10 protein-coding genes and 1 riboswitch are annotated in these 12700 nt (G+C 67.4%); of the genes, 1 reads left to right on the top strand and 9 read right to left on the bottom strand.

Annotation, left to right across the window (positions count from 1 at the left end):
* Nucleotides 1-4 precede the first annotated feature (4 nt).
* The 9 genes from ABGB18_RS45965 to ABGB18_RS45925 form a co-directional block, all read right to left on the bottom strand.
* Nucleotides 5-616 carry a TetR/AcrR family transcriptional regulator gene (locus ABGB18_RS45965; protein ID WP_347702022.1) on the bottom strand — a complete coding sequence of 204 codons (612 nt, stop codon included), beginning with the start codon at nt 614-616 and terminating at the stop codon, nt 5-7.
* A gap of 581 nt (nt 617-1197) precedes the next feature.
* Nucleotides 1198-1731 (bottom strand): CBS domain-containing protein, encoded by a 534-nt coding sequence (locus ABGB18_RS45960; protein WP_347702021.1) that lies wholly within the window; start codon nt 1729-1731, stop codon nt 1198-1200.
* 239 nt (nt 1732-1970) lie between these two features.
* Complete coding sequence (ppsA, locus tag ABGB18_RS45955) at nt 1971-4346, bottom strand: phosphoenolpyruvate synthase (protein WP_347702020.1); 2376 nt, start codon at nt 4344-4346, stop codon at nt 1971-1973.
* 212 nt (nt 4347-4558) lie between these two features.
* Nucleotides 4559-4703, top strand: a riboswitch (TPP riboswitch).
* Between the two features lie 161 nt (nt 4704-4864).
* Entirely contained in the window at nt 4865-5728 is an 864-nt protein-coding gene (locus ABGB18_RS45950) for a universal stress protein (protein ID WP_347702019.1), read from the bottom strand.
* A gap of 4 nt (nt 5729-5732) precedes the next feature.
* On the bottom strand, nt 5733-6176 hold the full coding sequence (locus ABGB18_RS45945) for a DUF2267 domain-containing protein (RefSeq protein WP_347702018.1): 444 nt from the start codon (nt 6174-6176) through the stop codon (nt 5733-5735).
* 69 nt (nt 6177-6245) lie between these two features.
* Nucleotides 6246-7196: a ribose-phosphate pyrophosphokinase gene (locus tag ABGB18_RS45940; protein ID WP_347702017.1), complete on the bottom strand. Its 951-nt coding sequence runs from the start codon at nt 7194-7196 to the stop codon at nt 6246-6248.
* A 502-nt stretch (nt 7197-7698) separates the two neighbouring features.
* On the bottom strand, nt 7699-10455 hold the full coding sequence (locus ABGB18_RS45935) for a cation-transporting P-type ATPase (protein ID WP_347702016.1): 2757 nt from the start codon (nt 10453-10455) through the stop codon (nt 7699-7701).
* A gap of 28 nt (nt 10456-10483) precedes the next feature.
* Nucleotides 10484-10705, bottom strand: a complete 222-nt coding sequence (locus tag ABGB18_RS45930; protein WP_347702015.1) for a CBS domain-containing protein — start codon at nt 10703-10705, stop codon at nt 10484-10486.
* A 166-nt stretch (nt 10706-10871) separates the two neighbouring features.
* A complete protein-coding gene (locus tag ABGB18_RS45925; protein WP_347702014.1) occupies nt 10872-11720 on the bottom strand; it encodes an alpha/beta fold hydrolase in 849 nt (282 codons plus the stop codon).
* Between the two features lie 673 nt (nt 11721-12393).
* On the opposite strand from ABGB18_RS45925, the gene ABGB18_RS45920 reads away from it, so the two are divergent.
* Nucleotides 12394-12696: a CBS domain-containing protein gene (locus tag ABGB18_RS45920; protein WP_347702048.1), complete on the top strand. Its 303-nt coding sequence runs from the start codon at nt 12394-12396 to the stop codon at nt 12694-12696.
* The last annotated feature ends 4 nt before the right edge of the window (nt 12697-12700 follow it).

Below are 12700 nucleotides of genomic sequence, written 5' to 3'. Positions count from 1 at the left end.
AGTGTCAGCAGGGTTCACACGCCTCGTGCAGCACGCCCTTGACCAGCAGCATCGAGTGCTCCACGACCTGCTCCCGTGTCATGTTGAATCCCTTGGCCACCCAGTCCATGAACAACCCGTTCACTCCCACCGTGATGGCCATGGAGACCGCGTCCCGGTCCAGGCCGCGTCCGGGCAACAGAGGCGGCATGATGCCCGCCACTACGGCGGCCGACTCCCGTAGGCCCCGCTGCCGATGCTGCTCGGCCACTGGACCGGCGCCGAAGATCTCGATCATCGTGACGCGGGCGAACCGCGGATCCTCCTCGAGGATGCGAACGTTGGCGTCGATCATCAGCCGCAGCCGCTCCACCGGCGTTCCCACCGCGTTACCCGCAGCCCGTACCTTCTCGAAGGCGACGTCCCTGATCTGGTCGTACACCGCCCCCAGCAGTTCCTCCATGCTGGCGAAGTTCTCGGTGAAGTATCGGTCCTGAAGCTCCGCCCGACGCAGCAGCGCACGGATCGAGGTGTTCGCGTACCCCTGGGTACCGAACAGCTCGAACCCGGCCTCGATCAGCTGCGCTCGCCGTTCGGCCCGGCGCTGCTCGGCACTCCTGCCCCCGTAATCTCTCATTGAGGAATGAGATTACGCTGAATCAGTCCTTGCTTCATGCCGGGTTCTCGCCGATCAAGCAAGCGCAGAGCAGCAGCGAGGTCAGCCTTGGATCTCGCCGCCCTCAGCGGCGTCCGCAAGATCATCCCATCACCGGTCTGCTTCAGTCCGGACGGGCGCCTGGCTGGCGGACGGAACCAGGACGGCGTCGGCACCAAGGTCCGGCGTGCCGGCGATGGGGTTGTCGCGCAGGGCGTGCAAGGTGTGGCACGGGAACGGATCGGGGTTCGGGGGCACGGCCCTGGGTGGTGCTCGTCCAGCTTCCGGTCGGCCATCCGCACCGCTTGCAGCCCAGGGCCGACGGCTACCGCACTGACCTGGTGAGGGGCGAGCATCACGCCGTTGGGCGTGGAACCCGTTGCTGAACCGCATGACCTCCACGACGTGCCGAGCCCACCTATCAGCGGAGCGGCCCGCGAACCGCAGCTGGTGCCCCCACGGAGTCTGGTCACCAGGGCCTCCGGCGGTGGGCGGCGAGGCGTCGCGGGCCTTCGTTATGACTGCTCGCATGGACCAGGAGCAGTGGGACTTGCCGTTGTACTTCAGTGGGAAGTTGCCGAGATGGCTTCCACCAGCTCGCCCACCTTGTCCCCGGGCAGCTTCGCCGCGAGATCGGCCTGACTGATGATGCCGACCAGTTCCTCGTTCTCCAGCACCGGCAGGCGGCGGATCTTGTGCTCGACCATCTGATGCAGGACCTCCTCGACGTCCGCATTCGCGTCGATGGACCACACACGCTCTGCTTCGACGAGCTCCCCAGCAGAGACCGCGGCCGGGTTCTTACCCCTCGCGACGCACTTCACGACGATGTCCCGGTCGGTGATGATCCCCCTGAGCCTGCCTCCATCGCCGCAGACCGGCAGTGCACCGACGTTCAGCTCCGCCATCCGGCGTGCCGCCACGTCGATGGTCTCGTTGGCCTGCAGGCACTCACAGCCACGGTGCATAACATCACGCGCTGTCGTCATGTCGCTGATCTTCCTTCCTCGCGATTCCGCTTCATGGTGGTGCTGCTCCACCGACGGCACGAGAAACCCGACAAAGGCATCTTTGACCTGCAATTTCAACAAATGCATAGAGAATTGGCTTTCGTACCAGCTACGCAGCTCTCGCCGTCCTTGACATATTTCGTCGCCTTCGGATAGCGGATGGTGCCGCATCGGAACAGGCCGTGCCGGTTGAACCAGTCCTCAGTCCTCCGCTGGGCCTTCCGGGCACCCAGGTTGCGTGCGTGCCCGCCCACGCATGGAGAAGGGCACGCCCGCGGCCTAGGGAACGTCCGGCAGTGCGGTCGAGGCCCTCGCGTGGGGTTGCCTCAAGGAACGATGGCGCCCTCGCGTTCGGCGGCGGCGACGTGGGCCTTGACCGCAAAGAAACTGTCCGGGGTCACCGAGATCGAATCGATCCCGGCGTTCACGAGAAACCGGGCGAAGTTCGGGTCGTCGCTGGGCCGCTGCCCGCAGAGCCCGACCTTGCAGCCATGGGCGTGCGCCGTGGAGATGAGATGCCGGATGCTCCGGGTGACCGCCGGGTTGGTCTCGTTGAACAGGTGTGCCAAGGACTCGGCGTCGCGATCCACTCCGAGTGTGAGCTGGGTGAGATCGTTGCTGCCGATGGAAAAGCCGTCGAAGCGGGCCGAGAACTCGTCCGCCAGCACGATGTTGGCGGGAATCTCCGCCATGACATAGACCTCCAGCCCGTCATGGCCGCGCACGAGGTGTTCCTCGGCCATCACCTTGAGGACGTGGTCGGCTTCTTCCAGGGTTCGGCAGAACGGGATCATCACGATGACGTTGGTCAGTCCCATCTCGTTACGGACCTTCCGGAGGGCCTGGCACTCCAGAGCGAAGCCTTCCCGGTAGCCGGGACTGTAGTACCGGCTGGCTCCACGCCAGCCGATCATGGGGTTCTCCTCGGCGGGCTCGAACGGTTCACCGCCGATGAGGCGGGCGTACTCGTTGGTCTTGAAATCGCTCATCCTGACCACGACCGGGTCGGGCCAGCGCGACGCCGCGATACGGGCGACGCCGTGGGCGAGGGTGTCGACGAAATAGCTGGGCTTGTCATCGTATCCGCGGGTGAGCTCGTCGATCTTCCGCCTGGTGGACACGTCGAGCCGGTCAGGGTGGAGCAAGGCCATCGGATGGATCTTGACGTGGTTGTTGACCACGAACTCGATGCGGGCCAGCCCGACGCCGTCGGCGGGCAGTCGCCACCAGCGCAACGCCGCCGCTGGGTTGGCCAGGTTCAGCATGACCTTGGTGCGGGTCACGGGAAGCTCGCCGAGGTCCACATCACGTTCCTCGAAGGCGAGGGTGCCCTCGTACACGGCGCCCTCGTCACCTTCCGCGCACGACACCGTGACCTGCAGGCCATCGGCCAGAACGCGGGTGGCCTCGCCGCACCCGACAACGGCGGGCACGCCCAGTTCGCGGCTGACGATGGCGGCGTGCGATGTCCTGCCACCGTGATTGGTGACGATCGCGGCCGCCCGCTTCATGATCGGCTCCCAGTCGGGGTCGGTGATCGCGGTGACCAGCACCGCCCCAGGCACGAACCGGTCCATCTCGCCCGAGTCATACAGGTTGCACACCCTGCCCGCGGCGATGGCATCGCCGATCGCCAGCCCGCGGACCAGCCGCGCACCGGCCTCGGTGAGCCGGTACTCCCGCAGCGTCGCGGCTTCCCTGCGTGCCTGCACGGTCTCGGGCCTTGCCTGGACCAGGAACAGCTCACCGGTGTGGCCGTCCTTGGCCCACTCCATGTCCATCGCTGTGCCGTAGTGCTCCTCGATCCGCACTGCCCATCGGGCCAGCGTGAGTATCTCACCATCGTCCAGGACCTGCCCCAGGCGTTCCGCCGTGGAGGTATCGACCGTTCGCGTGCCGGTGGCCGCATAGACCGCCTTGCGCTCCTTGCCACCTGTCTTGCGGGAGATGATGGGGCGCAGCTCCGTTCGGCCCAGGAGAGGTTTGAAGACCACGTATTCGTCGGGATCCACCTGGCCGCTGACCACCGTCTCGCCCAGGCCCCACGACGCATTGATCAATACGGAGCGCGGAAAGCCGCTCTCGGTGTCGATCGAGAACATCACCCCGGCGCCGGCCAGGTCCGCGCGGACCATGCGTTGCACCCCGACCGACAACGCCACCGCCGAGTGGTCGAACCCGTGGTGCTCTCGATAGCTGATCGCCCGATCGGTGAACAGGGAGGCATAGCACTTCCGGCAGGCGTCCAGCAGCGCCTCGCCGCCTACAACGTTGAGGAACGTCTCCTGCTGGCCCGCGAAGCTGGCCTCAGGAAGATCCTCCGCGGTAGCGCTGCTACGCACCGCCACCTCTGGGTTGTCCCGTCCCGCCGACGACGCGAGCTCACCGTACGCATCCAAGATCTCGCGAGCGAGCGCCGTAGGCAGTTCTGCGTCGAGGAACAGGCCCCGGATCGCCCGGCCGACCTCGCCGAGCTCGGCGCCCGCGTGCAGCCGGGCGATGTGACGGGCCACTTTCTCCCGCAAGGCGTTCGCCGCCACCAACTCCCAATAGGCATCTGCCGTGGTCGCGAACCCCTCAGGTACCCGGATCCCGCTCTCGGCCAGATTCTGGATCATCTCTCCCAGAGAGGCGTTCTTCCCACCCACCAAGCCGACGTCGGACCGGGACAGCCGCGACAACCACACCACCCGACTCGTCATGGCCTACCCCTCACTCAGGTCGAACCCGGCTCACACCCCAGAACCAGTGACGAGAGCATCCACGTCCACCCTGGGATCCGGGGCGCATGCATAGCCCTCGATGCCCTCTACCCAGCCGAAGGTCCCAACAACGATGACTGAGCGTCCTTAGGGTCAAGGACTTTCGTCCCTACCGGGCTGATCCAGGCGGCGGGAACGTGGGATTAGGCCTGTGAGACGAGCGAGGGAGCCTGACCCGAGAGCCTCTGCGGAGGAGCGATGGAAGGGCTGAGAGGCCGGAAAGCCGGAAGGCGGACCAGCGACCCCTAGCTACCTGATCCGGACAATGCCGGCGAAGGGAGAGCGCCTCACAGGTCTTCATCGTGTGTGGCGTGCCTCGGATGTCGCGGGCATGGCGAAGCCGCTGATCAGGTTGCTTCCCGGCTCAGGGCCCAACGTGGCTCGGCCGACATCCACGAAGGCGACATAAGTTGCCGTGAGTCGGCGGATCTCGTCAGCGGGCCTCCACTGACGCCTGTTCAGTCGGTTCGGATACGCGGCCGTACGACGGCGACTGGGCAGGATGCGTAGTGCAGGACACCGTGGCTGACCGAGCCGATGACGGCCGAGTGGAGCACTCCCCGGCCCCGCGACCCCACGACGACCAGGTCGGCATGTGCGGAGGTCCCGCACAGCGCCGCGATGGGATTTCCGCGGAAGACCGACTCGGTCACCGCTACACCGGGGTACCGCTTCAACCATGGCGACAGCTTCTCATGGACATGTTTTTGCTGCGCTTGGGCGATGAATTCAAGGTCTGGTGGGATGCGCGCGGCTGCTCTGGTCGACGGCAGATCCCACGCGTGTACGATCCGCAGCCGGGCTCCGCGTGCCTGTGCCTCCTCGAAGGCGTAGTCGATGGCCGGGTGTACGGCATCTTCAGGGTGGATCCCGGCGACGATCTCGCCCTGTACTACCGTTGGTGTGCCGCGGACCACGATCACGGGCCCTGCCGCGTGCCCGGCGAGGCCCAACCCCACCGAGCCCAGCAGGAGCCCGGCAAATCCGCCCAGGCCGCGGCTGCCCACCACGATGGCCGCAGCCTCACCGGCCTGCGCGCGCAAGATCTCCGCAGTGCGGCCGTAGAGCAGTTCGGTGCTCACGCGGACCTTGCTACGGAACTCGGCCACCGTCGCGGCGGCCTCCGCCAGCAGCCGCTCACCTTCCTTGCGAACCGGGTCGTCAGCTGAGCGCTCGTACAGTTGCCCGCCGTACAGGAGCGGCTCCTCGACATGGACGATCCGCAAGTCGCAGCCGCGCCGGGCAGCGTCGTCGGCCGCCCACAGCACCGCGGCCAGCGCTGCCCGGGAACCGTCCACACCCACGATGATCGGCTCGGACATACGATCATCCCCTCCTGGCCGTCCCTGTGGATTGCAACACGGTGCGTACGTCGTGTGAGAGCCGGTCGAGCACATGCGTAACCGACGGCTCCGAGAGCTCCCCGCACAGGAATTCCGTGACCGCGGGGGCGAGCTCGGACACATCCCTGAGACTGATGCGAGCTGACCGAGCGAAGTACTCGATGAACTCCTCCCGACCGCGACGGATCGGTACGCGGCTGGGCTCCCAGCCGCTGTAGTACACCCCACGAAGCAGATCGGGCAGTTGCGCGGCCAAGTGGGCCGCGCTGTCCACGGTCAAACCATCCCTGACCGCGTGCAACCAGGCCTTCAGCACCCGCAGGGCGAAGTCCCGGTCCTCGGTCCCGATCACCTCAGCCAGGTCGGCCAGCCATCGGTTGGTGGTCTGAACGGTGTGATCGACGCTCTGTACTCGTGAGTGTGGCATTGTTCCCTCCCGATGTCGTCTCCTCTTCGCTGGTTCAGTCGGCACGCATGCCCGTCACCACGAAAACCGTCAGGTCCGGGCCAGCAGGTCATCCAGCGGTTCATCACGATGCAAGCGCCCGATGGCATCGGCCAGCATCGGAGCCACCGAGCACACGCCAAGCGGCATCGCCGGCGTGGCCGGCTGGGCGAGCGTGTCAGTGACCAGCACCCGACCGATTCCGGCACGATGGAGACGCTCAACCGCCGCCTCCACGAACAAGCCATGGGTCGCGGCCACGACGATCTCCGGCGCCGCGCCGCCACGGACTACGACCTCCGCCGCCGCCTCGATCGTGCCGCCCGTACTGATCATGTCGTCAACGATGACCACCGGCCGGTCGCGGACGTCTCCCACCAGTTCCTCGGCGACCACCCTCGTCCCGCTCAACCGGGTCTTGCGTACCACCGCCACAGGCCGAGACAGCAAGGCACCGTAATGCTCAGCCAGCTTGACCGCGCCCAGATCAGGCGCGACCACCACGGCTCCGTCCGGCACTTGCTCACCAAGCAAACCCGCACCGAGTTCCCGGGCAAGCCACGGCACCGCCGTCAGCATCTCCACTCCGACCGCGCAGATGGCCTCCAGCGCCACCGTATGCGGATCGACCACGATCAGGTGCCACGTGCCCACCGAAGCAAGCGCTTCGGCGACAACGCGGACCCCGATCGCCTGCCCGGCCCGGCCACGACGATCCTGACGGGCATACCCGAAATACGGCACGACCGTAGTGATCCGTGCCGCACCTGCCCGCCGGCAAGCATCGACCAGCAACAGCAACTCCACCACGTGATCGTTGACCGGCGGACCTGTGGGCTGGACCACGTAGACGTCCGCGCCCTGCAGTTCATCCACAGCGGGCCGTAGCTCACCGTCCGGGAACCGCTCCACCCTCACCGAAGCCGGCTCGGTGCCCAGGATCTCGGCGACGGAATCAGCCAGTGCACGGTTGGCCGTTCCCGCCACGATCCGCAGAGTCATTGCTGTCCACCTTCGCTGATAGCGGGGCATCAAGCCGACCGCGCGACCACCTCTACCGGGCTTCCCCTTGACTGCCCAGTCACGGGCTTGCGCAGATGCTCTCCATGAAGTGGCCGACCGTCTGCAAGGGCAGGTGCCTGGCCAGGTCGGCACCCCTCCCGAGTAGTTCATCCCCTCTTGAACTATCCATCCCCTTCTCGGGTCCCTTACCCTCTCGCCTTCGCCACTACCAGGCATGACGATGAAGGGCCCGAGAGTCCTCAACCCCAGGGCGGAGGCAGGCTCGGTTCGATTCCACGCCGCTCTCTATCGCCGGTTCCCGCGGCCGGCCAGCCGGAGCAACGGCGCAGTCTCTTGGCCCGGGAGACGGACCTTTTCACTGGGACCCGTTCCGTCGCTCCCGCCCCGGCGGATCGGACGCGGACGGCTGGGCTCGTCTCGTCGAACAGGCGTGACTGCTGCTGCTCAAGAGGCTGTCGAGGCGGGCCGCGAACTCGTCGGGTCAGTTGCCCGCTGGTGGGGTCGTGTGACGGCGTAGTGCCCAGCGGCGGAGTTCGTCGGTGCCCCAGACGATGAGGGGGAAGACGGCGATGATGGCGATGACGTCGAGAGGCAGGGCGGCTGTGCCGAACATGCGCTGTAGCGCGGGCAGGTAGATCAGGGCGGCGGTGAAGGCCAGCTCGAAGGCGATGCCGCCCAACAGCAACGGGTTGCTGGTAAGACCGACCCGGCGGAGGGAGGCGTGGTCGGTGCGGGCGGCGAAGGCGGTGCCGACCTGGCAGGTGACCAGTCCGGCGAAGGTGGCCGTGGTGGCGGTCAGGTAGGCGTGGTGGAGCGGATGGCCGGGCCCGGTAGGGTCGCCCGGGTGCCAGCCGGCGCGCCACAGCACGTAGAAGAACGCCGCCATCACCAGCGCCGCGGAGACCAGGCCGAGATAACCCCAGGCACGGACGAGCATGGCGCGGGAGATGACGCCCTGGGAGGCGTGCCGGGGCGGGCGGTTCATCAGGCCGGGTTCGGCGGGCTCGCGGCCCAGCGCCAGCGCCGGGAGGGTTTCGGTGCCCAGGTCGATGGCCAGGATCTGCAGCACGGTCAGCGGCAACGGTATCAGCCCGCCGCTGAGCGCGAAGATCAGGAACGGAACGATCTCGGGGACGGCGTGGGCGAAGATGTACAGGATGAACTTGCGCACGTTGTCATAGACACGGCGGCCCGATTCGATCGCGGTGACGATGGTGGCGAAGTTGTCGTCGGTGAGCACCATGGTGGAGGCCTCCCTGGCCACGTCGGTGCCGGACCGGCCCATCGCCACGCCGATGTGTGCCCGGTGCAGGGCGGGGGCGTCGTTGACACCGTCCCCGGTCATCGCCACGACCTGCCCGTGCGCGCGCAGCGCGTCAGCGATCTTCAGCTTGGTTTCCGGAGAGGACCGGGCGAACACGATCTCGGCATCACTGGTCAGCAGCTCGTCCAGGTGGCGGTCGGTGAGGCGCTCGGCTTCCGCGACCACGTGCTGGCGCGGGACACCGATGCCGACCTGCGCCGCGACGGCGGCGGCGGTGGCGCCGTTGTCGCCGGTCACGATGTGGACCCGCAGCCCGGCGGTGTGGCAGCGGCCCACCGCGTCTGCCACCTCCGGACGCGGAGGGTCGTACAAGCCCGCCAGCCCGATCAGGTGTAGCCCGGTTTCGGCGTCCTCACGCCGTACGGGCGGCACGGCACCGGCAGGTAGTTCGCGGGTGGCGATCGCCAACACCCGTAGCCCGCCATGGGCGAGCCGGCCGACGGCCGCCAGCACGCTCGCGCGCTGGTCCTCAGGCAGGGTACCGCGCGCGAGGACCGCTTCGGGCGCGCCCTTGACGTTGATGTGCATGCCCTGCCCACCGGAAGGAGTGTCCCGGGTGATGGTCGACATCAACCGCAGCCGGGGATCGAAGCGGAACACCGCAACAAGCCGGGCGTCCCTGTCTGCCAGCCGGTGCGCGAGCCCGGAGGCGGCACCATCGGTCCCGGCATCCAGCCTCGCGCCGACGGCGCCCTCGATCAGGGCGGTCTCGGTCGGGTCCCCCTGCAACCGGCCACCCTCGTCATAGGTGGCCGTGCTGCAGTCAGTCATCACCCGGGCCAGCTCACCGGGCAACGGCAGCCGGTCCCCATTGGTCACGACGCCGGATTCAGGGGTCCAGATCGCCTCCAGATGCATCCGGTTCTGGGTCAGCGTGCCGGTCTTGTCGGTGCAGATCACGTTCGTGGACCCCAGAGTCTCCACCGCGCTGAGCCGTTTGACGACAGCCCCCTGGCGGGCCAGGACCCGCACGCCGATAGCCAGTGCCAGGGTGATGGTAGGCAGCAGCCCCTCAGGGACGTTGGCGACCAGCAACCCGATCGCGAACATCAGCGCGTCCCTCAGCGGCAGCCCCACCCACATGCCCACCAGCAGGAACACCGCGCCCATGCCGATGGCGACCACGGCGATCAGCCACGCGACCTTTTTGACCTGAATCTCCAGCGGGCTGGGCTGGCGGCGGGTGCGCTGGCTGAGCGCGGCAATGCGGCCCAATTCGGTATGCCCCCCAGTGGCGAACACGATCCCGGTGGCCTGCCCGCCGACACAGCTGGTGCCGGAAAACACCAGGTTCGGCTCACTCAGCAACGCCACCCCCTCCTGGGCCGGGCCGGCGACCCGTTCCACCGGCATCGACTCCCCGGTCAGCATGGACAGGTCCACCTCCACCGCCCCGTCAACCAGCCGGGCATCGGCGGGCACCTTGTCGCCCTCCTCCAGCAGCACGAGGTCGCCCGGCACCAACCGGGCCGCCTCCACCGTCTGATGCTGGGCATCGCGGATCACCTTGGCGCGCTCGGGCAGATACGCCGCCAAAGCCTCCACCGCCCGCTCGGCCTGGCGCTCCTGCAGCAGCGCGAACACCGCGTTCACCACGATCACCGCCAGGATCGCCCAGCCCAGCACCGGCATGCCCGCCACGAACGCCAGCGCACCCGCCGCCCACAACAGCAACGCCAGCGGGTGAGCCAGCTGACGCGTCACCTCGCCGGCCAGCGAGGTACGCTCGCGCCGCCGGACCTGGTTGAGGCCGTACACCGCCAACCGCCGGGCCGCCTCCCGCCCCGACAAACCCCCAGGCCCGGTCCCCAATTCCTTACGCAGCAACGGCAACGGTTCGCGCGGATCAGCAACTCCGCCAGCGAACTGGCCGACTCCCTGCGCTGCTGACTCGACGGACGGACGATCCCCCATACCCATCCACACTGCCCACCGTCAGTTGTCAATAGCCAGCGGCCGGCGCGGATGCGTGCCGCTTCGAGCGGCAACCCTCCAGACCAGCTGAGCGGCGACGCCCAGATCGCCGCCGGTTCGACGCCGCCGAGGAAAGGCAGTGGTTCTCGGCGTCGACCACCGGTACGGCGCTGACGCCGTGAGCGATGAGCACTTCAGCGATGTCCTTGAACGGGGTGCTGCCGTTGACCGAGGCGACCTCGGTGGTCATGATGTCCTGGACTGGACTCGCATGATGGCTCCTCCCCTCGAGACCTTCCTGCCCTCATCCCAGCGCGGGACGCACCCTCGCGGGTAGGGGCGGAGGTCCCGCACGGTGGGGCCGTTCATCATGCATGACCACCTGACCTGTGCACGTGCCTTCGCGTGATGGGCTCTTACCTCGAACGTCCAGCCCTGGGCACGGCGGTGTCCGGCTCAGTTGCCTGCAGGATGACGTTGGCGACCAGTTCGGGTGCGTCGTTCATCGGTACGTGCCCGCACCCGGGCAGCCAGATCAGCCGCGCCTGCGGGAGGACGGCCGTGGCCCGCTGTGCCTGCCGCGGTAGCAGGATCCGGTCTGCGGTTCCCCAGACGATCGTGATGGGAACGCCGGGTATCTGCCCGCTGAACAGGCCATGTGTTCGCCCTGCCCGTAGCGTGGCGTCGAACCCGACGGACTCGCGCAGCGAGCGCAGGCACGCCCTGACCGCCCCTGGCGGGCATGCGGTGGGGTCCGCGTACAGCATGCCTGCCAAGATCGCGTGCCCGGCGGCGGTTGTGGACAGCCACTCGGCAGCGCCGTCCGGCACAGTCAGCGAGATGCGCCGCGCCGTGGCCAGCACGGCGAAGGCATACCTGCGTTCGGCATCGTTCCAGAAGCCGGCTGGAGTCAGCGCGGTCACGCTCCGGACCAGGCCGGCCTGTCCCAGCCCCAGCGCGACCAGCCCACCGAGGGAGTGGCCTGCCACGTGCGGGCGCTCGATGCCCAGCGCGGTGAACGCGGCGCCCAGCACCCTAGCCGTGGTCGGCAGATCCTGTCTCAGGCCCGCCGGCCAATCAGGAGACAGTCCGAAACCCGGCAGATCAATCGCGATCACCTCGCGCCTGCCACGCAGGTACGGGACTACGGCGTCCCATGTGCGCCGGCTCAATCCCAGACCATGCACCATGAGTAGCGGCTCCCCGGCCCCGGAACGCTCATAGGCCAGCGTGACCGCAGGCAGGCCCGCAGCGCGGGCTTCCACGAACGACACCGGATCCGGCGAGGTCGTTACGGCGACGTCAGCAACGCGATACCCGTTCCGGGCATTCGACTCCGCCAGAGTCGCCGAGCCACCGAACCCCGCGGCAGTCCGCACACCCTCACGCAGCATGCGACCGCCACGATCGATGGCGGCCATAACCGAAGACACCGCCATCATGGGAAACACCTCCTGACAGGCGCATACTCCGCCTCCGCCAGACAGGACGTCGCATGCGCATCACTATGAACAACCACGCGAAAGGTCCGGCCGATTCCATCACTGGCATGCTCTACCGCAGGGTCACCACCGCACCGTTTCGGCGGGAGACTCGCAGGCGAAGATCAAGACCGGCAAGGCGCCAATGCACCCTCGACTCGCCCGGGCGCTTCGAGTAACCCAGGCACCCTGGAGACTAGGGCCGAACTCGAAGGCGACCGATTCACCTCTCACCTCACCCAGACCGTGCCCCCGATTTGAACGACCCGGCGACCTTCCAATATCTACCCATACGATCCAATCCGAGACGGGATTAATGGGAAGCAATACCCCATAAGTGGATGTTTTTGAGCATGTCAGTTGTCAACGGCCGAGTGCGCGTCAAAGATTCGGGATGTGATGACCCGTCAAGGTCGTACCGGTGAACGGCGGCGTCTCGTTCAAGGACGTGGCTGAGATGCTGATTGCGCATGGCGTCAGCGCCGTCCCCGTGGTCGACGGCGAAGGTCGTGTCCTCGGTGTCATCTCGGAGGCGGATCTGCTGCGCAAAGAAGAGTTCAAGGTACGACGGGGAGGGCTACCAGCCGCGCTCGTTCGACCTGGCCATGTTCGCTCTCCGATCAGCTCTCCCCCTCCGGGCCGGCGCCGGAGCGGCCAGGGTGTCAAATGTCTCGCGGGACGCTTCGCCCGGCGGGGCTTCGAGCAGAAGGGGAAGGTGCTCGGGTGCGTACATCTCGGTGACACGCCGGGACGCTGGTAGCGAT

The organism is Nonomuraea sp. B12E4, assembly GCF_039871825.1.
In the GTDB taxonomy this organism is placed as follows: domain Bacteria; phylum Actinomycetota; class Actinomycetes; order Streptosporangiales; family Streptosporangiaceae; genus Nonomuraea.
The sequence above is the reverse complement of the archived record's forward strand: the minus strand, read 5'-3'. Positions and strand labels throughout refer to the sequence as shown.

Excerpts from the sequence above, each read along its gene's own strand:
- ABGB18_RS45965 (WP_347702022.1), bottom strand. The coding sequence starts at position 616 with ATGAGAGATTACGGGGGCAGGAGTGCCGAGCAGCGCCGGGCCGAACGG.
- ABGB18_RS45960 (WP_347702021.1), bottom strand. The coding sequence starts at position 1,731 with ATGCATTTGTTGAAATTGCAGGTCAAAGATGCCTTTGTCGGGTTTCTC.
- ppsA (WP_347702020.1), bottom strand. The coding sequence starts at position 4,346 with ATGACGAGTCGGGTGGTGTGGTTGTCGCGGCTGTCCCGGTCCGACGTC.
- ABGB18_RS45950 (WP_347702019.1), bottom strand. The coding sequence starts at position 5,728 with ATGTCCGAGCCGATCATCGTGGGTGTGGACGGTTCCCGGGCAGCGCTG.
- ABGB18_RS45945 (WP_347702018.1), bottom strand. The coding sequence starts at position 6,176 with ATGCCACACTCACGAGTACAGAGCGTCGATCACACCGTTCAGACCACC.
- ABGB18_RS45940 (WP_347702017.1), bottom strand. The coding sequence starts at position 7,196 with ATGACTCTGCGGATCGTGGCGGGAACGGCCAACCGTGCACTGGCTGAT.
- ABGB18_RS45935 (WP_347702016.1), bottom strand. The coding sequence starts at position 10,455 with ATGGGGGATCGTCCGTCCGTCGAGTCAGCAGCGCAGGGAGTCGGCCAG.
- ABGB18_RS45930 (WP_347702015.1), bottom strand. The coding sequence starts at position 10,705 with ATGACCACCGAGGTCGCCTCGGTCAACGGCAGCACCCCGTTCAAGGAC.
- ABGB18_RS45920 (WP_347702048.1), top strand. The coding sequence starts at position 12,394 with ATGCTGATTGCGCATGGCGTCAGCGCCGTCCCCGTGGTCGACGGCGAA.